This window comes from Streptomyces sp. NPDC013157 (assembly GCF_042899865.1).
Classification (GTDB): Bacteria; Actinomycetota; Actinomycetes; order Streptomycetales; family Streptomycetaceae; genus Streptomyces.
Genome location: NZ_JBIBAK010000017.1, coordinates 84,636 through 102,862, shown reverse-complemented (window position 1 = coordinate 102,862; position 18,227 = coordinate 84,636). Strand labels below are relative to the sequence as shown.

Annotated in this window: 17 protein-coding genes; 10 read left to right on the top strand and 7 right to left on the bottom strand. The window is 71.4% G+C overall.

Annotated elements, in window-relative coordinates; all coding sequences use genetic code 11:
* Positions 1-43: 43 nt before the first annotated feature.
* Together ACFY6U_RS39145 and ACFY6U_RS39140 are read right to left on the bottom strand one after the other, a co-directional pair.
* Positions 44-661, bottom strand: coding sequence for a TetR family transcriptional regulator (locus ACFY6U_RS39145; RefSeq protein ID WP_390046086.1), 618 nt, complete (start codon positions 659-661; stop codon positions 44-46).
* Positions 662-725: 64 nt separating this feature from the next.
* Entirely contained in the window at positions 726-1,274 is a 549-nt protein-coding gene (locus ACFY6U_RS39140) for a hypothetical protein (RefSeq protein WP_390046084.1), read from the bottom strand.
* A 157-nt stretch (positions 1,275-1,431) separates the two neighbouring features.
* Here ACFY6U_RS39140 and hmgA point away from each other — a divergent pair, with 157 nt between their 5' ends.
* Genes hmgA through ACFY6U_RS39125 form a run of 3 tightly spaced genes read left to right on the top strand, consistent with a single transcriptional unit; the run spans position 1,432 to position 4,745 of the window.
* Complete coding sequence (gene hmgA, locus ACFY6U_RS39135; RefSeq protein ID WP_390046082.1) at positions 1,432-2,802, top strand: homogentisate 1,2-dioxygenase; 1,371 nt, start codon at positions 1,432-1,434, stop codon at positions 2,800-2,802.
* A gap of 26 nt (positions 2,803-2,828) precedes the next feature.
* Positions 2,829-3,578, top strand: coding sequence for a GntR family transcriptional regulator (locus tag ACFY6U_RS39130; RefSeq protein ID WP_390046080.1), 750 nt, complete (start codon positions 2,829-2,831; stop codon positions 3,576-3,578).
* A 12-nt stretch (positions 3,579-3,590) separates the two neighbouring features.
* On the top strand, positions 3,591-4,745 hold the full coding sequence (locus ACFY6U_RS39125; protein ID WP_390046078.1) for a type ISP restriction/modification enzyme: 1,155 nt from the start codon (positions 3,591-3,593) through the stop codon (positions 4,743-4,745).
* A 78-nt stretch (positions 4,746-4,823) separates the two neighbouring features.
* Here ACFY6U_RS39125 and ACFY6U_RS39120 read toward each other — a convergent pair whose 3' ends face one another.
* Positions 4,824-5,543, bottom strand: coding sequence for a TetR/AcrR family transcriptional regulator (locus tag ACFY6U_RS39120; protein WP_390046076.1), 720 nt, complete (start codon positions 5,541-5,543; stop codon positions 4,824-4,826).
* Positions 5,544-5,606: 63 nt separating this feature from the next.
* Here ACFY6U_RS39120 and ACFY6U_RS39115 point away from each other — a divergent pair, with 63 nt between their 5' ends.
* From ACFY6U_RS39115 to ACFY6U_RS39105, 3 genes are read left to right on the top strand one after another with little or no spacing between them, the layout of a single operon-like run.
* Positions 5,607-6,542 carry an ATP-binding cassette domain-containing protein gene (locus tag ACFY6U_RS39115; RefSeq protein ID WP_390046074.1) on the top strand — a complete coding sequence of 312 codons (936 nt, stop codon included), beginning with the start codon at positions 5,607-5,609 and terminating at the stop codon, positions 6,540-6,542.
* Entirely contained in the window at positions 6,539-7,315 is a 777-nt protein-coding gene (locus ACFY6U_RS39110; protein ID WP_390046072.1) for an ABC transporter permease, read from the top strand. Before ACFY6U_RS39115 ends, ACFY6U_RS39110 begins: the two co-directional genes overlap by 4 nt.
* 33 nt (positions 7,316-7,348) lie before the next feature.
* Positions 7,349-8,557, top strand: coding sequence for a CaiB/BaiF CoA transferase family protein (locus ACFY6U_RS39105; RefSeq protein WP_390046070.1), 1,209 nt, complete (start codon positions 7,349-7,351; stop codon positions 8,555-8,557).
* Between the two features lie 11 nt (positions 8,558-8,568).
* On the opposite strand, the gene ACFY6U_RS39100 is transcribed toward ACFY6U_RS39105, so the two are convergent.
* The 3 genes from ACFY6U_RS39100 to ACFY6U_RS39090 all read right to left on the bottom strand — a co-directional run bounded on the left by ACFY6U_RS39100 (position 8,569) and on the right by ACFY6U_RS39090 (position 10,318).
* A complete protein-coding gene (locus ACFY6U_RS39100) occupies positions 8,569-8,838 on the bottom strand; it encodes a hypothetical protein (protein ID WP_361293154.1) in 270 nt (89 codons plus the stop codon).
* Positions 8,839-8,975: 137 nt separating this feature from the next.
* The gene (locus ACFY6U_RS39095; protein ID WP_390046068.1) at positions 8,976-9,779 is read right to left on the bottom strand and encodes an anti-sigma factor domain-containing protein; all 804 of its coding nucleotides are present in this window, start codon (positions 9,777-9,779) and stop codon (positions 8,976-8,978) included.
* Positions 9,776-10,318, bottom strand: a complete 543-nt coding sequence (locus ACFY6U_RS39090; protein WP_351488432.1) for a sigma-70 family RNA polymerase sigma factor — start codon at positions 10,316-10,318, stop codon at positions 9,776-9,778. Before ACFY6U_RS39090 ends, ACFY6U_RS39095 begins: the two co-directional genes overlap by 4 nt.
* Positions 10,319-10,524: 206 nt before the next feature.
* Here ACFY6U_RS39090 and ACFY6U_RS39085 point away from each other — a divergent pair, with 206 nt between their 5' ends.
* The 4 genes from ACFY6U_RS39085 to ACFY6U_RS39070 are packed head-to-tail and all read left to right on the top strand — an operon-like array spanning position 10,525 to position 17,058.
* On the top strand, positions 10,525-12,051 hold the full coding sequence (locus ACFY6U_RS39085; RefSeq protein WP_390046067.1) for a DUF4331 domain-containing protein: 1,527 nt from the start codon (positions 10,525-10,527) through the stop codon (positions 12,049-12,051).
* A 46-nt stretch (positions 12,052-12,097) separates the two neighbouring features.
* Positions 12,098-13,669, top strand: coding sequence for a tetratricopeptide repeat protein (locus ACFY6U_RS39080; protein WP_390046360.1), 1,572 nt, complete (start codon positions 12,098-12,100; stop codon positions 13,667-13,669).
* A complete protein-coding gene (locus ACFY6U_RS39075; RefSeq protein ID WP_390046065.1) occupies positions 13,666-15,417 on the top strand; it encodes a nickel transporter in 1,752 nt (583 codons plus the stop codon). The genes ACFY6U_RS39080 and ACFY6U_RS39075 overlap by 4 nt, the downstream gene beginning before the upstream one ends.
* Positions 15,418-15,429: 12 nt before the next feature.
* On the top strand, positions 15,430-17,058 hold the full coding sequence (locus tag ACFY6U_RS39070; RefSeq protein ID WP_390046063.1) for a serine/threonine-protein kinase: 1,629 nt from the start codon (positions 15,430-15,432) through the stop codon (positions 17,056-17,058).
* A gap of 3 nt (positions 17,059-17,061) precedes the next feature.
* On the opposite strand, the gene ACFY6U_RS39065 is transcribed toward ACFY6U_RS39070, so the two are convergent.
* Positions 17,062-17,865 carry an SGNH/GDSL hydrolase family protein gene (locus ACFY6U_RS39065; protein WP_390046061.1) on the bottom strand — a complete coding sequence of 268 codons (804 nt, stop codon included), beginning with the start codon at positions 17,863-17,865 and terminating at the stop codon, positions 17,062-17,064.
* Positions 17,866-18,227: the final 362 nt, after the last annotated feature.

Sequence of the window (18,227 nt, the reverse complement as noted above, 5' to 3'; positions counted from 1 at the left end):
AGCGTGCACTCAGACTAGCAACGGGAGTTCCTCCGGGACCTGTTCAGTCCAGCACCCGCCCCAGATACGCCCGCAGCAGCTCCCGCATCTCCCTGATGATCTCCTCGTCGCCCTCCGGGTCCACCCGGAAGGACAGGTGGACCAGGGTGTCGGCGGTTTCCACGGCCACCAGGAAGGTGCGGCGCAGGGCCTCGTCGGGGGTGCGGCCGAGGTAGCCGGAGAGGAGGTCGGTCAGGCGGTCGGCGACTCTGCGGTTGGGTTCGGAGTGGCGGGCGCCGACCGGGATCTGGTTGCCGAAGTCGACGAGGGAGAAGCCCGGGGCGGTGCGCTTCATGGCCAGGTACTCGTCGAGCACCGCGTCCATCGCGGTCCGCCAGCCACCCTTCGGCGCCTCCTTCAGCCGCTCGGTGACACGCTCGGTGAAGCGCTCCAGGTTGCGCTGGGCGAGGGCGTCGGCCATCTGCCGCTTGTTGCCGAAGAAGCGGTAGACCGAGCCGATGGGCACCCCGGCGCGCACCGCGACGGCCCGGGTGCTCAGCTCGTCGTAGCCGACCTCGTCGAGGAGGTCGGCGCAGGCGTCGAGAATCCTGGTCAGTCGTTCGGCGCTGCGGCGCTGTACGGGCGCTTTGCGGAGCGAGGTCGCTGGGGGCACGGGCTTCATGATGCCTTTCCGTAGGGATCAGATGAACCTCGCCCCCCAGTACGTGGACGGATGGCCCATGCACTCATCCGGTGGCCGCCCCGGTCGTACCGGTAGCGGTCGGTTTCGCCGTCTCCGCACCGGAGGCCGTGACATCCGCCGTGCTCTCCACCGGCTTGCCGTGCACGGCCCAGACCGTGCCGTCGTCCGCGTAGAGCCGGGCGGTGATGTGGTGGGTGCCGTGCGGGACGAGGCCGGCGGACAGGTGGTAGACGGGGGTGCGCAGCCGCGTCACCAGGCCGCCGTCCACGAAGAGGTAGGCGAGCCCCCGGCCGGCGACCGCCTTCGCCGCGGTGCCCGCCCGGGAGAACCGGAAACGGTGCACGTCGAGCCGTACGTCCCAGCCACCGGACGCGTCCGGGGTGACCACCGTGCCCACCTCGGGCGCCTGCCTCTTGTCCACCTCGCGGTAGTGGCGTCCGCTCTCGTCGGTGTCGTCGAGGATCTTGCCCACCGGTGAGGGCGACCCCGTCCCCCGCTGCCCGTGCGCCGTCCCGGTCCCGCACCCCGCCGCGGCGACCAGCAGCAGCACGCAGACCGCGAGCGCACCCGGCAGTCCACGCGTCCACGACATGCCCGGGAGCGTAGAACAGCACGCCGCGGACCGGATCCCCCTGAAGTCGGGTTCTCGCCATACACCGCCGGGATGATCCCGGCCCTCTTGCACCCGCCTCCACGCAATCCTACGGTGATGCATAGGAATCGATGGCACGCAGGTTCAGGGAGCGATCATGGGCGATGGGGGCACCTCCCGCGCGAGCGCGTTCGAGCGGGAGCGCGGGGAAGCGCGGAAGACCGCCGAGGGGCTGGCGTACCTCTCCGGGTTCGGCAACGAGCACTCCTCGGAGGCGGTGCCCGGCGCCCTGCCCGAGGGCCGCAACTCCCCGCAGCGCGCCCCCCTCGGCCTGTACGCCGAGCAGCTCAGCGGTACGGCCTTCACCGAGCCGCGGGCCCACAACCGCCGCTCCTGGCTGTACCGGATCCGCCCCTCGGCCGCCCACCCGGCCTTCACCCGCGCCGCCGGCAACGGCGGGCTGCGCACCGCCCCCTTCACGGACACCACCCCGGACCCGAACCGGCTGCGCTGGAACCCCCTCCCGCAGCCCTCGCCCGGCACGGACTTCCTCGCCGGCCTGTGGACCCTGGGCGGCAACGGCGACGCCACCCAGCGCACCGGCATGGCCGTGCACCTCTACCACGCCGACGTCTCCATGGAGCGGGTCTTCTCCGACGCGGACGGCGAGCTGCTGATCGTCCCGGAGCACGGCGGACTGCTGCTGCGTACGGAGTTCGGCCTGCTGCATGTGGAGCCGGGACATGTGGCGCTGATCCCCCGCGGGGTCCGCTTCCGTGTGGAGCTGCTGGATGACACGGCCCGGGGTTATGTGTGCGAGAACTACGGCGCGCCCTTCCGCCTCCCCGACCTCGGCCCTATCGGCGCCAACGGCCTCGCCGCAGCGCGGGATTTCCTGGCCCCCGTTGCCGCCTACGAGGACGTCGAGGGCCCGGTGGAGGTGGTCAACAAGTTCTGCGGCAACCTGTGGACCGCCACATATGACCACTCCCCACTGGACGTGGTCGCCTGGCATGGCACACATGTGCCGTACGCCTATGATCTGCGCCGTTTCAATGTGATCGGCAGCATCTCCTACGACCACCCCGATCCGTCGATCTTCACGGTGCTGACGTCCCCGTCCGACACTCCGGGACTGGCGGGTGTCGACTTCGTGGTCTTCGCGCCGCGCTGGCTGGTGGGCGAGAACACCTTCCGGCCGCCGTACTTCCACCGGAACGTGATGACCGAGTACATGGGGCTCGTCGAGGGCGCCTACGACGCGAAGACCGCCGGAAAGGGGGGCTTCGTGCCGGGCGGCGGGTCGCTGCACAACATGATGTCGGCGCACGGTCCGGACCGGGAGACGTTCGACCGGGCGAGCGCGGCCGAGCTGAAGCCCCAGAGGGTGGACGACGGCCTGGCCTTCATGTTCGAGACCCGCTGGCCGGTGACGCTCACCCCGCAGGCGGCGACCGCCGGACACCTCCAGCAGCGGTACGACGACGTGTGGCAGGGCCTGGAACGGCACTTCCGCCCCTTGCACTGAAGATCCCTCACCGGTACGGATGGCCCGTGACCTCCTTCGCCCCGGACTCCATCGTCCTCAACCGCAAGCTGCCGCTCTGGTACCAGGTGTCGCAGTCGCTGCGCGCCTCGATACTCGGCCGCTCGCCCCGGGACCCGCTCCGGCTGCCCACCGAGGAACAGCTCGCGGAGCACTACGGAGTCAGCGTGCTGACCATGCGGCAGGCGCTGAAGGAGCTGGAGGACGAGGGCCTGATCAGCCGGCACCGCCGCCGGGGTACCTTCATCGAGCCGGACGCCCGGCGCGGCACCCCGGTACGGCTGCTGGGCTCGGTGGACGCGATCGTGGCCCAGCAGTCGGGGATGACGGCGGAGCTGCTGGAGCACGGCACGGTGCCCGTCACCGGCGAACTCATCGAGTACTTCCCGGATCTCGCCGAGGTGGCGACGTACCACCGCCTGCGCAGTGACGAACAGACGGGCGAGCCCACCAACCACGCCCGCAACCACGTCCGCCCGGAACTGGCCGACCGCATCGATCCGGAGGACCTGTCCCGCTGGCCGATGACCAAGGTGCTCCGGGACGTCGTCGGCGCGGACATCAGCCGCATCACGGACACGGTGGCGGCCCGGCTGGCCGACCCGGAGACCGCCCGGCTGCTCCAAGTCCCGCTCCTCAGCCCGATCCTGCACTACACGGGTGTCACCTACGACACCGCAGGCCGGGTCCTGGACCTGGCGGTCATCCACTACCGCGGCGACCGTTTCTCCTTCACGGTCACGCTCGACGCCACCTGAAGTCGTCGTACGATGCCGGGCGTGACGCACGACGACGCTCCGCTGCTGGCGGACCTCATGCCGTGGTCCGTCGCACCACTGCGGCTCGGCCGGGGGTGGCCGACGGCGCCCGACCCGGCGACCCTGAAGACCCGCTGGGACGCCCTCCTCAAGGCCGCGGGCCCCGACCGGGAGACGTTGTTCGAGCCGACGCGGGCCCGGACCGTCCACTCCGCGGTCGCCCAGCTCCCCGGCCAGCCCAGCGGCACCGGACCGCTCGCCGACGCGTCGGGACCCTGCCCGGCCCCGGTCCGCGTCCTGGCCGCCCCGTTCGACGAACAGTGGCTGATCCCGGACCACCGCCTGATCGACACCGCCCGCCCGGAGTTGTGGCGGGTGGCGGACGACCACCAGGTCTTCGCGGTGGAGTCGGCGGAGGACGTGCCCCTGCTCGCGACTTCCCTGCTCCCCACCCTGCGTGCGGGCCGTATCCGCCCGCTGTACCGCCGCCCGGGCGGCGCCGAGCCGAACCTGGCGCCGGGACTGCCGGAACACCTGGCCGACCGGCTGGGCCGGGGCGTCGCCCCGCTGGACGTACTCGCCTGGGCCCTGACCGCGATCCGCCCGGACCGCACCCTCCCGCTCACCGACGACACGGAACTCTGGGAACAGGGCGTGGAACTCGGCCACCGGGCACTGTGGCTGCTGCGCCGCGACGGCGACCGTCCCAAACTCCCGGGCGGCCGCCGCCCGTACGTCCGGGCCCCGCTTCCGGGCCGCCCCCTCACGATCCTCTACGACCCGGAGGAGGAAGCCCTCCACCTCGACGAGGGCCGCATCTCCCCGGTCCCGCCGGAGGCGTGGGACTTCAGGACGGGCGAGGTACGGGTCCTGGAGGCATGGTTCGCGGCACGAACGACGGAGCCGACGGAACCGGGAACCCTGGCGGCGATCACCCCGCCGGCCTGGTCCCAGTCATGGACCTCGGAACTGCTGGAACTGATCACGGTCCTGGCCCTGCTGGCCGACGTCCGCGCCCAGCAGGCCACCCTGGAGATCAAGACGCGGATCACGGCTGCAGACCTCATGACAGCGGGCGTACTCCCACCTCCGGGGACAGCCCGCAAACCAGCCTCGATCCTGGAACACACGGAAGAAGGCCCGGCGGGTCAACTAACGCTGCTGTGACGTACCCAGGGGCGCTGGGGTACCCCCGGCCGAAGGCTGGGGGAGGAACTGCGCGACAAGCCCCCACCGACCCGCAGGCTACGACGTCGCGAACCCGTCCAATACCCTCTCCACCGCCCGCCGGAAAACCCCCTCCATGTCAACCGGCCCCGCGTCCCCCGCATCCCCCGCAAACGCCGCCGCCATCCGCGGATACGCCCCCGAGGCGATCTGCCCTCCGAGATAGGCGAGCCGCGCCGCGTTCTCCCGCTCCTCGGACCAGGGCAGGTTCCGCACCCGTTCGGCCGTGTCGATCTCGTTCCGTACATAGGTCGTGACCACACCGTTCACCATGGCGATCAGCTCGAACTTGGTGCCGTACGACACGTCCAGCGGATCCAGGCAGGCCAGACAGTGCTCCAGATAGCGCAGGGCATGTGGGCTGAACCCGTAGACGGGTGACATCAGACGCGGCACCCAGGGATGCCGGCGCATCAGATCCCGCGTCTGCTCGGCGACCCGCATCATGTCGGCCCGCCAGTCCCCCGTCGGCTCCCACAGCTCGTGCTCCGAGCTGGCCGCGTCAAACATCAGCTCGTACAGGTCCTCCTTCCGGGGGACGTGGTTGTACAGGGACATCGTCCCGCACCCCACCCCGGCCGCCACATGTCGCATCGACACGGCGTCCAGCCCCTCCGCGTCGGCGATCCGCACCGCGACGGCAGCGATGTCGGCGCGCGTGAACGTCGGCTTCGGCCCTCGCCCCGTGCGCTCCGGGCGGGCCCAGATCACCCCGGGTTCGGCCCCTCGGACTGCCATCGATCATCACCTCGCCCACCATGCTAGTTACGTACACCGTACGTAGTGCGCTATGGTCGGCCCATGACTACTACGTACGCTGTACTTAGTGAAGGTCTGGAGAAGCGCTTCGGCACGGTGTCCGCGCTGCACGGTCTCGATCTGGCCGTCCGGCAGGGCACGGTCTGCGGACTGCTCGGACCGAACGGGGCCGGGAAGACCACGGTCGTACGACTGCTGGCCACCCTCCTCCGGCCCGACGCGGGCTCCGCCCGCGTCGCGGGGCACGACGTGGTCCGGGACCCGGCGGCCGTGCGCCGCAGCATCGGCGTCACCGGCCAGTACGCCTCGGTCGACGGCGATCTCACCGGCCGTGAGAACCTGCGCCTCTTCGCCCGGCTGCTCCGGGTACGGAGGCCGGACGACCGCGCGGCCGAACTCCTCGGCCGCTTCGGCCTCACCGAGGCGGCCGACCGCAAGGCAGCCACCTACTCCGGCGGTATGCGCCGCCGCCTCGACCTCGCCGCGAGCCTGGTCCGCCGTCCCGCCGTGCTCTTCCTCGACGAGCCCACCACCGGCCTCGACCCGGCCGGCCGCAACGGCATCTGGGAAGCGGTGCGCGACGTGACGGCCGAGGGCACGACGGTGCTGCTCACCACGCAGTACCTGGAGGAGGCCGACCGGCTCGCCGACGACATCGTGCTGATCGACCGGGGCGGGGTGGCCCACACCGGCTCTCCCGCCGAACTGAAGGCACTCATCGGCTGGTACGCGCAGGCCGTGGTCGCCGACCGGGACGCGCTGCCGCACGCGGCCGCGGTTCTCGACCGGCTCACCGGCAGGGAGCCGCAGTTCGACCACGACCGGCACACCGTCGGCGCCGTCACCACGGACCCCACCCTCACCCTCCCCCGCCTGGTGCGCGAACTCGACGCGGCGGGTGTCCCGTTGCTGGACGCGAGCCTCAGACCACCGACCCTCGACGACGTTTTCCTCCGACTGACGGGAAGTCCCGCATGAGTGCGCTCGTGTACGAAGGTGTTGCGATGACGGGCCGGCAGCTGCGCCGGGTCCGCAACAGCCCCGGCCTCGCGGTCCTCACCCAGCTGATGCCGGTCAACATGCTGCTGTTCTTCGGCTACGTCTTCGGCAGCGCACTGAAAATGCCGGGCCCGGAGTACCGCTCGTTCCTCGTCCCGGGGCTGTTGGTCGCGACCGCGGCCGGCGGGGTCATGACCGGGATGTTCCAGGCCGCTCAGGACACCCACCGAGGAGTGACGGACCGCTTCAGGACCATGCCGGTGAGCCGGGCCGCGGCACCGCTCGGGCAGGCGGTGGCCGACCTCGTCGTCACCACGGCGGGTACCGTGCCCCTGCTGCTGGTGGGGCTCGCCGTGGGCTGGCGCGTCGAGGGATCGGCGGCCGCGGCGGCCGGCGCGGTGGGCCTCCTGCTCCTGTTCCGGTTCGCCTGCACGACCGTCGGCATCCACCTCGGCCTGCTCACCCGCAGCGAGGAGGCCGCCGGTCAGCTCGGCGCGTCCACCTTCGTGCTGCCGCTGCTGTCCAACGCCTACATCCCCACCGGCAACCTCCCGGGCTGGCTGCGCACGCTCGCCGAGTGGAACCCGATCAGCGCGGTGACGACCGCCCTGCGCGACCTCTTCGGCAACGCTCCCGTACCCGCCGGCGCGGCCTGGCCGGTGGCGCACCCCGTCGCGGGGTCGCTCGCCTGGAGCCTGGTCCTCATCGCCGTCTTCCTGCCCCTCGCCGTCCGCCGGTACGGGCGCTACTGACAAACCCGCCGGTCACCGGACATGATCCAGCGCATGGACCGTCTCCCGCTGCCCCTTGAAGGCATCACCGTCGTCGCCGTCGAGCAGGCCGTCGCCGCCCCCTTCGCCACCCGGCAGCTCGCCGATCTCGGCGCCCGGGTCATCAAGGTCGAACGCACCGACGGCGGGGACTTCGCCCGCGGCTACGACACCGCCGCCCGCGGTCTCGCCTCGCACTTCGTGTGGTGCAACCGGGGCAAGGAGTCCATCGCGCTGGACCTGAAGGACCCGCGCGGCCTGGACGTCGTGCGGCGGCTGGTCGCGGACGCCGACGTCTTCGTGCAGAACCTGGCCCACGGTGCCGCGTCCCGGCTCGGGCTCGACGCGGCCACGCTGTGCGCCGCGCACCCCCGGCTGGTCGCCGTGGACATCTCCGGTTACGGGGCGTCCGGGCCGTACGCCGGCAAACGCGCGTACGACATGCTCGTGCAGTGCGAGGCGGGCCTGGTGTCGGTCACCGGGACGCCGGAGCAGCCCGTGAAGGCGGGGATCCCGGCGGCGGACATCGCGGCGGCCATGTACGCCTTCTCGGGCGTCCTCGCGGCGCTGGTGCGGCGCGGCACGACCGGGCGGGGCGGGCCGGTGGAGGTGTCGATGCTGGAGGCGCTGGCCGAGTGGCTGGGGCATCCGCTGCATCACACCGTCCACGGCGGGACACCGCCCGAGCGGACCGCTCTGGCGCACGCCGTGATCGCGCCGTACGACGCCTACCCGACCGCGGACGGGGGGCGGGTGTTGCTGTCGGTGCAGAACGACCGGGAGTGGCGGCGGCTTGCCGAACAGGTGATCGGACGGCCGGAGTTGGGCACGGATGCGGCGTTCGCGACGAACGCAGCACGGGTGGCGAACCGCGCGCGGACCGACGAACTGGTCGGGACGGCTCTCCGGGCACTCGGCGCCGACGAGGCGCTGGCACGGCTGGAGGCCGCGGGCATCGCGTGCGCGCGGCTGCGGGATCTGCACGAGCTGGCCGGGCATCCGCAGCTGGCGGCCCGGGAGCGGTGGCGGGAAGTGGGTTCGCCGGTCGGGCCGCTGCGTGCGTTGCTGCCGCCCATCACGCTGCCGGGCGGGGACGAGGCGCGGATGGGGGATGTGCCCGCGCTCGGACAGCACACCGAGGCGCTGCTGCGTGCCGTGGGGATGACGGACGCGGAGATCGCAGCGCTGCGCCGGGACGGTGTGGCGGCCTGGGCGCGGGCCTGACGGTCAGGCGGTCAGTGCTTGTTGCCGCCGAACAGCGAACGGCGCAGGCGGCGCAGTGGCGCGAACAGGGAGACGCGGCTGACCCGCGTGACCCGGTCGCTGCGCTGCGCGGGTTCACGCGCGGTCAGCTCACGCATCAGCGACGTCGCCTCGACCGCCTGCTGCTGCGGTATGGCGGGACCCGCCAGCACCGACAGATGGCGGTCGAGGCGCGAACTGGTCGCACCGCTCCCGCAGGTGATCGCAGGAACCCTCGCCCTGCTGCGTGTTATCTGATCCATGTCACTCCCCACCCGTACGAGTCCACCCGGCCCGGGCAGGGTAACCCTATCGCCCCGATGGGGCACTCGTGTATCGCGGTCACAGGATTCACCTTCCCCGCAAGGGTGTTGACGACCCCTCGTGAACTACACTTCGACTACTCTCCGAATCCAACCGATTTCAGGGCGAGTTGGACAACTGGCTGGCTGGTGGGCTGCGCTGACCCGCCGGCGGGCTCCACGGTCACCGCGAGTGACGTCGCCGACTTGCCCAGACCCGTGGCGACCAGGGGCGTGTCGCCCTCGAAGAGCCCGAGGGAGCGCGGTTGCACACGGGGGCGCATGAGCCAGAGCTGGTGCACGCGGCCGTTGGACGGGGTGCCGTATCCGCTGAGCGTGACGACGGCCTGCCCCTCCGATACGGAGGCGACCGCTCCGATACTTCGGCCCTGGGCGTCCTTGTAGCTGGTCGCGCGGGCGTCGGTCGCGGCCAGAACGTGGGCGATCTCACTCGACTGGGCCCGCTCGGCGTCGAGCTGGTTCTGCGTCCGGTCGGCCTGTACCGCGAACAGCGAGGCGACGACCAGCGCGGCGGCCGCGGTGGCGGTGGCGAACGGCACGAACAGGGGGCGCGGACGGCGGCGCGGCGGCGGGGGCTGTGCGCCCCACACGTGCGGCGGCAGGTTGGGCACGCGCTCCTGGCCGGGGGCCGGCTCCTGCGGGGTGGCGCGGACGGCGGCCAGCACCCGGCCGCGCATCGCGAGGGGCGGCGGGGCCGCCGCGGAGAAGGCGAGCCGTACCGCGTCCTCGGTCAGCGCCCGGACCTCCTCGGCACACCTGTCGCAGCCCTTCAGGTGCTTCTCGAAGCGGCGCCGCTCACCGGGCTCCAGGGCGTCCAGGGCGTAGGGCGCGGCCAGCGAGTGCAGGTCCTCGCGGTGCAGCAGGCGGCCGACCAGGCTCACGCCACACCTCCCAGGCAGTCGCGCAGCCGGGTGAGCCCGTCGCGCATCCGTGTCTTGACCGTGCCCAGCGGCAGCTTGAGCCGCTCGGCGACCTCACGGTACGTGTAGCCGTCGTAGTAGGCGAGGGTGACGGACTGGCGCTGCAGGGCGGTGAGCCGGTCCAGGCAGCGGCGTACCCACTCGCGCTCCAAACCGGCTTCCACCGTCTCGGCGACCTGGTCGAAGGCGGGTTCGCCGGCCCGCAGCGCCTCGCGCTGTTCGCGTTCGCCGGCCGCGCGGGCGCTGCGCACCCGGTCGACGGCGCGGCGGTGGGCGAGGGTGAGGATCCAGGAGAGGGCGCTGCCCCGGCCGGGGTCGAACCTGGCGGCGGAGCGCCAGAGTTCGAGGAGCACCTCCTGGGCCACCTCCTCGGACTGGGCGGGGTCGCGGACCACGCGGCGTACGAGACCGAACACCGGCCCGGACACCAGTCCGTAGAGGTCCTCGAACGCCTTCTGGTCGCCACCGGCGACGAGCACCAGCAGTTCGTCCGCGTCCACCCCGTTCCCCCTTCTGTGGCCGCACCCGGCCCGTCCTCCCACTCCGGACATTCGCAACTGACGCACCTCCGGCAGAAGTACGTATGCGGGAGGCAAAAACGCGGGTCGAGCAGGAAGAAAAGATTTTTTTCTTCCGACCAATCCAAACGGCCCTCCGGCTCCGTATACCCGTCCGTCAAGCAAGTTGGGACCGAGGGACGGACGGCATGACACCTCTAAACTCCAGGGGCGGCGCGGGGCGCAAGGGCCTTGTCACGCTCATCTGTGGGGCACTGGCCACCGGCGGGATCACAGCCGCCAGCGTCGCCGCGCTGGAACCGGGGGCGGCCTCCGCCTCCTCCCACCGGGAGGCCCCGCTCATCTCGGGCACCCCGCAGTACGACAACACCGACCTGTACGCGTTCGTCAGCCCGGACAAGCCCGACACCACGACGATCGTGTCGGACTACATCCCCTTCGAGGAGCCGGCCGGCGGCCCGAACTTCTACCAGTTCGCCGAGGACGCCCAGTACGACATCCACATCGACAACAACGGTGACGCGAAGGACGACCTGATCTTCCGTTACACCTTCAAGACCCAGATCAAGAACAAGAAGACGTTCCTTTACAACACGGGCGTGGTCGACAGCCTGAACGACCCCGACCTGAACGTGACGCAGTCGTACGACCTCGACCTCATCAAGCTCAAGAACGGCAGGCAGCAGTACAAGACGAGGATCGCCGACAACGTCCCGGCGGCTCCCTCGGACGTCGGCAAGGCGTCGATGCCCGACTACGCGAAGCTGCGCTCCCAGGCCATCTACAAGACCTCGAACGGCGGCGCGACCTTCGCCGGCCAGGCCGACGACCCGTTCTTCGCCGACCTGCGCGTCTTCGACCTGCTGTACGGCGGCAACCTGAGCGAGGTCGGCAACGACACCCTCAAGGGCTACAACGTCAACACGATCGCCCTCCAGGTGCCGAACTCCCTGATCCGGCAGTCGGCGTCGCGTCCGACCGTCGGCATCTACGCGACGACCCAGCGCAGGAACGCGCAGGGCTACTACACGCAGGTCTCACGCCTCGGCAACCCGCTGGTCAACGAGGTCGTCAACCCGCAGAAGGACAAGGACAAGTTCAACGCGTCCGAGCCCAAGGACGACGCGCAGTTCCTGAAGAACGTCACCAACCCGGAACTGCCGAAGCTCATCGAGGCGATCTACCACATCAAGGCGCCCTCGGAGCCCCGCAACGACCTCGTCAGCGTGTTCCTGACGGGCGTCAAGGGCCTCAACACGCTGCAGCCGCAGGCGAAGCCGTCGGAGATGCTCCGCCTCAACACGTCCATCAAGCCCACCGCCAAGCCCAAGCGGCTCGGTGTGCTGGACGGTGACAACCAGGGCTTCCCGAACGGACGCCGGCTCACCGACGACGTGATCGACGAGGCGCTCCAGGTCATGGAGGGCGAACTGGTCGGTTCGAAGAACGACCTGGGCGACGCGGTCGACAAGAACGACAAGAGCTTCGAGAAGTACTTCCCGTACGTGGCCGAGCCGACGGCGGGCTCGCGCGGCAAGATCGCCAAGGCGGCGGCCGGCAGCAGCACGAAGAGCGCGCTGGGTGACGCCCTGACCGGTTCCGGTGACAACAACATGACGCTGATCGCGGGCTCGGCGGCCGCGGGTGCGGCGGGCGTGCTGCTGATCGGCACCGGGTTCGGCTGGTGGCGGCGGCGGATGCGGCGGCCTTACTGATCGCCTTTCCTGCCGGGGCAATCGGGCGGCTGCGGGTCGGCGGTGGCTGACCGCGCAGTTCCTCCCCCAGCCTTCGGCCGGGGGTGCCCCCAGCGCCCCTCACGGGGCGCTCGATGCACGCCCCTCATGTACTGGCGCGGCCCGCACCCACCCAATCCCCCACGGCGCGGGCCGCGCCGCCCCGCGCGAACAGTTACTAGGAGAGGGCATGGCCCCGGGTACGAACGAGAAGCAGCCCGTCGAGACGAAGGACGACGAGCGCGTCACCGCCCTGCGCCGGTTCGCCGCCGCGGGGCGGAACTGGCGGCGGGCCCAACTCGCCGGTTCCGCCCTGCTGATGGCGATCGCGCTGACCGGCGGGGCGATCGCCTTCGGGTCCTCGCGGGACGGCGGGACGGCGCCGGTGGCCACGTCGAGCGCGGTGGACCCGGCGCTGCTGGCGAGCGGGGACCTCGACACGACGATCGCCTCCCTGCAGGCCCATCTCCGTTCCCAGCCGAAGGACTCCGACAGCTGGGCCACCCTCGGCCTCGCCTACGTCGAGCAGGCCCGCACCAAGGGCGACCCGTCGCGTTACCCGCAGGCCGAGAAGTCCCTCGAGCGCGCGCTCCAGATCACCCCGGACAACGACCAGGCGCTGGCCGGCGAGGCCGCGCTGGCCGCCGCCCGGCACGAGTTCGCGCGGGCGCTCACCTACGCGGACCAGGCCCTCAAGCAGAACCCGTACAGCGCGAACGCCTTGTCCTCCCGTATCGACGCCCTGGTCGAACTCGGCCGCTACGACGAGGCGAGCAAGGCGGCCGACCTCGCGGACCAGCGCAAGCCCGGCGTCCCGGTGTTCACCCGGTACGCGTACGTACGAGAGCTGCGCGGTGACGTGAAGGGCGCCCAGCGGGTGCTGGAGCAGGCCCTGTCCACGGCCACGTCCAAGGGCGACATCTCCTACGTGGCCGCCCAGCTCGGCCTGCTCGCCTGGAACCAGGGTGACTACAAGAGCGCGCTGGACTACTACGCGCGCGCCCTGACCGCCGACGAGAACTACCTCCCCGCGCTGGAGGGCCGGGCCCGCGCCCAGGCGGCGACCGGTGACCGGGCCGACGCCATCAAGGGCATGGAACTGGTCGTCTCCCGCTACCCGCTCCCCCAGCCGCTGGTCGAACTCGGCGAGCTGTACGAGGACCGGAACGCCAAGGGCGACAAGGAGAAGGCCCAGGACCAGTACGCGCTGGTCGAGGCGTGGATCGCGCTCGCCCGCGCCAACGGCGTCAACGCCGACCTCGACACCGCCCTCGCCGCCGCCGACCACGGCAACAAGGCCGAGGCCCTGAAGGCCGCCCGGGCCGAGTGGGCCCGCCGCCACACCGTGCACACGGCGGACGCGCTGGCCTGGGCGCTGCACGTCAACGGCAAGGACAAGGAAGCACTGCCGTACACCCGCCGGGCCACCGCCACCGGCTACCGCAACGCCTCCTTCCTCTACCACCAGGGCACGATCGAGCTGGCCAACGGCGAGAAGGCGGCCGGCCGGGCCGCCCTCACCAAGGCTCTCAAGCTCAACCCGGGCTTCTCCCCGCTGGGCGCCCGTGCGGCCCGCGAGGCGCTGGAGGCCACGAAGTGAACCTCCGCCGGATCGCCGCCCTCTTCACCACGGCCTGCGCCCTGGCCCTCCTCCCCGCCACGGCCGCGAGCGCCCACCCGCTCGGCAACTTCACCGTCAACAAGTACGACGGCCTCGTCGCCGCCCCCGGGCAGCTCCGCGTCGACCACGTCGAGGACCTCGCCGAGATCCCGGCGACCCAGGCCAAGCCCGACCTGAAGCGGCTGGGCACAACGAAGTGGGCCGAGCAGCGCTGCACGACCGCGGCCGACGGCAGCAAGCTCACCGTCGACGGCCGTACCACCCCGCTGACCGTGCGGACCAGCCACGCCGAACTCCGCCCCGGCCAGGCGGGCCTGAACACCCTCCGGGTGGAGTGCCGCTTCACCGCGCCCCTCACCGAGGGCACCACCGCCACCCTCACCTTCCACAGCGAGGGCGCCGACACCGGGCCCGGCTGGCGGGAGATCACGGCGCGCGGCGACCGGATGACCCTGACGAAGACGGACGTACCGAAGACGTCCGTCTCCCACGAACTCACCAGCTACCCCAAGGACCTGCTCTCCTCCCCGGCCGACATCACGACCGCCGCCGTCCACGTGCGGCCCGGCGGCCCTGCCCTCGCTCAGGAACGGCAGGACACCCCGGGCGCCGAGATCCTCCCCCGGGGCATCGACCGCTGGACCCAGGCCCTGACCGACCTGGTCGCCCGCAACCACCTCACCGTCGGCTTCGCGGTGCTCGCGCTCCTCATCTCGATCGGCCTCGGCGCGATGCACGCCCTCGCACCGGGCCACGGCAAGACCCTGATGGCGGCGACGGCAGCGGCCCGCGGCGGCCGCGCCCGCCTCCGCGACGTCCTCCCGCTGGCCGCGTCGGTCACGGTCACCCACACCCTGGGCGTGGTCGCCCTCGGCGTCCTGGTGACGGCGGGCTCGGCGGCCACACCCTCCGTGATCGCCTGGCTGGGCATCGCGAGCGGCCTCATGGTCCTGGCGGCGGGCGCGAACCTGACCCGCAGGGCATGGCGGAACCGGAGCCACGAGCAGGCACACGCGCACGGCCACCATCACCATCACGACCACGAGCACGAGCACGAGCACGAGCACGAGGCGACCGGGAACCAGGAGCTGGCCCTCGTGGGGGCACACGAGCACGCCCGTGCCCACACCCACGACCACGGCCACGGCCACGGCCACACGCACGACCACGGGCACGACCACTCTCACGGCAACGAACACCCTCATGACCACCACCACGCTCATGGCCATGACCACGGCGCCCAGCCACATTCTTCAGCCCGTCCGGCGTTTGAGGACGAGGCCGTTCAGGCCGAAGGGGGGTCCGGGGGCGCAGCCCCCGATCACGGCCGCACCGACATGCCGCACAGTCACGGCGGGTTCACCCACACCCACCCCACGGCCCCCACCCTCCGCGGCACCATCCTCCTCGGCTTCGCCGGCGGCCTCGTCCCCAGCCCCTCCGCCGTGGTCGTGCTCGTCGGCGCCGCCGCCCTCGGCCAGGCCTGGTTCGGGCTGCTTCTCGTGGTCGCCTACGGCGTCGGTCTCGCACTGACGCTGACCGCCGCCGGGTTCGCCGTCGTCAAGCTGGGTACGGGAATGACTCGGGTGATGGACAAACGCCCTAGCTGGACCACCCACCCCATGGCGGCGCTGGTCCGCAGGACCATTCCGCTCGTCTCGGCACTCGTGGTCGTGGCCCTGGGCGCCGGACTGGTGCTCAAGGGGGCCGCATCCGCACTTCTCTGAGTTACGTTTGTGATGAATTCGCGCGAGCTGCCGTGGGGGGCACCCGTGACCGAAGAGCCCGGCCGTGAGCGAGTGATCGCGGGCCGCTACCGACTGCTGTCCCCGCTGGGCGAGGGTGGCATGGGCACCGTGTGGCGGGCCCGCGACGAGGTGCTGGGCCGTGACGTCGCCGTCAAGGAGGTGCGGGCGCCCGCCGGGCTGCCCGGCTCCGACGTCGAGCGGATGTACGCCCGGCTGGAACGCGAGGCCTGGGCCGCGGCCCGGGTCGCGAACCGCAATGTGGTGACGGTGTACGACGTGGCGATGGAGGGCGGACGGCCCTGGATCGTCATGGAGTTGATCCCGGGCGTGTCCCTCGCCGACGTGCTGGAGGCGGAGGGGCCGATGTCCCCGCAGCGGGCGGCCGGCGTCGGCGCCGAGGTGCTGTCCGCACTGCGGGCCGCGCATGCCGCCGGGGTGCTGCACCGGGACGTGAAACCCGGCAACGTGCTGCTGTCGAACGACGGCCGGGTGGTGCTCACCGACTTCGGGATCGCCACCGTCGAGGGCAGCTCGGCGCTGACGATGACCGGCGAGGTGATCGGCTCACCGGAGTTCCTCGCCCCGGAGCGGGCGCTCGGGCGGGCGTTCGGCCCCGAGTCCGACCTGTGGTCGCTGGGCGTCCTGCTGTACGCGGCGGTCGAGGGCGCCTCGCCGTTCCGGCAGGACACCCCGCTGAGCACCCTGCGGGCCGTGGTCGACGAGGAGTTGCCGCCGCCGTACCGGGCCGGACCGCTCACCCCCGTCATCGAGGGGCTGCTCCGCAAGGACCCGGCCGCGCGGATCTCCGCCGAACAGGCCGAGCACGACCTGCGACTGGTCGCGGCCGGGGGCACCCCGGGCACGGCCGCCACCGTCCCGGTCCCGGCGCAGTACGAGGCCCCGACCCTCTACGCCCGGCAGACCCGGCCGTTCTCCCCCACGCCCCCGTTGCCCACCCCGACGGACTCCCCGCCGCCCGCCTCCGACCGCGACGGCAACCGCAGGGCGGGCACCGTGCTGCTCGTCGGCCTGGTGCTGGTCGCCCTGGCGCTCGGCGGACTGACGTACGCCCTCCTCAACCACGACAACGGCGACGGCGGCGGCGGCGGTGACAACGCCGGGGCGAGCCAGTCGGCCAGCAACCTCAGCTCCCCGGCGCCCAGCCAGAGCAGCCGGGCCGCCTCCAAGTCCCCGTCGGCGTCCGCGAGCAGCAGTGCGCCCGAGCAGAGTGTGAAGGTCAGTGTGACCGGGTCCCGGACGGACTATTCGGGGTCCTGTCCGCCGTCGACGGCGCAGGCGCCCACGTTCACGGCGACGATCACCGTCGGGAGCGTGCCCGAGGACGTGCAGTACCGGTGGGTGCTGAAGAACGGGAAGCTCGACGACCAGGGCTGGAAGACGCTGTCCTTCCCGGACGGCGGCGGGAAGAGCCGGCAGACGGGGGTGACCGTGACGACCTGGTCCGACAGCGGGACGCTGAGCGACGCGATCGCCGTCGAGGTGCGCAGCCCGGTGGAGACGACGTCCAACTCGGTGCCGTTCTCGGTCACCTGCACCAAGACGACGGAGACCCCGACCGACGGGGCCTCCGCTTCGCCTTCGCCCTCTGGTTCGTACTAGAACTCAGGACGCGTTGCTGGTCAGGACCGGCAGATAGCCGCCGGACTGGCCGGACGCGGTGGGGTGGTAGGACTCGGTGATGTCCAGCCAGTTGACGCTGTGCAGCCAGGAGCTGCTGGAGCAGATCTCGTGGCTCGAGAACGGCGTGCGGACGTCGCCGAAGGTGAACCCGTGGTCGGCGGCGCGCTTGGCGATCGCGGTGTCGATGTAGTCGGCGGCGTTGTTGATGGCGGTGCGCTTGGTCGAGGAGAGGCCGAGGCAGGTGGTACCCAGCAGGTAGAAGCGGGGGTAGCCGAGGACGACGACCTTGGCGTTGGGGGCCTTGGCGCTGATCGCGTCGTACACGTTGTCGAGCTTGCCGGGGAGGGTGGAGTCGACGTACGCCTCGGCGGTGCTGATGCGGGACAGGCAGGTGCTGTCCGAGCTGAGCACACAGGTCGTCATGACGTCGGCGAAGCCCGCGTCGTTGCCGCCGATGGTGATGGAGACCAGGGCGGTGGAGGAGCTGAGCGTGCCGAGCTGACCGGAGAGCACGTCGTCGGTGGTGGCGCCCGAGCAGGCGAGGAACGAGAACGAGGACGGGCTGTGGGCGGCGTTCCACAGGTAGGGGTAGGCGTTGGTGCTGCGGTCGCAGCTGCCGCTTGAGCTGATGTAGCTGCCTGCGCCGACGCCGGACGCGTACGAGTCGCCGAGCGCCACATAGCCCCCGGTCGCGGCCTGCGCGTCCGCCGCGGCCGCTCCGGTGAGAGCGAGGCCGGTGGCGAGGAGGAGTGAAGTCACGTATGCCGTAATTCGGGAACGTCTCATGGAACCTCCCTTTAGCAGGATCTCTGCCACAACCGTCGTAGCAACTACGCGTGTTGACGGGAAGTGTCCATGCCAAAACTGTTCAGGACCTCAACCTGACAGCCCTTCAGGAGAAACGAGCCCCCTGAAGCCCGGGTCGTAATCGATCACCGAAACGCACCGGAATCGAGCGACTTGTTCCCCGGAGGCATCAGGTGTCTCCGGGGAACGGTCATGTCCGGAGACCCGCTTGACGCCTCCAGTTCGGCTGCGCGACATTGAAGTCCGGCATCCGACGCCTTGGGGGGCAAAGTCGGCCATGCAGGCCATACGTCTCAAGACATCATCAACAGCGGACGAACGGGCACGGCCAGGACCAGGGA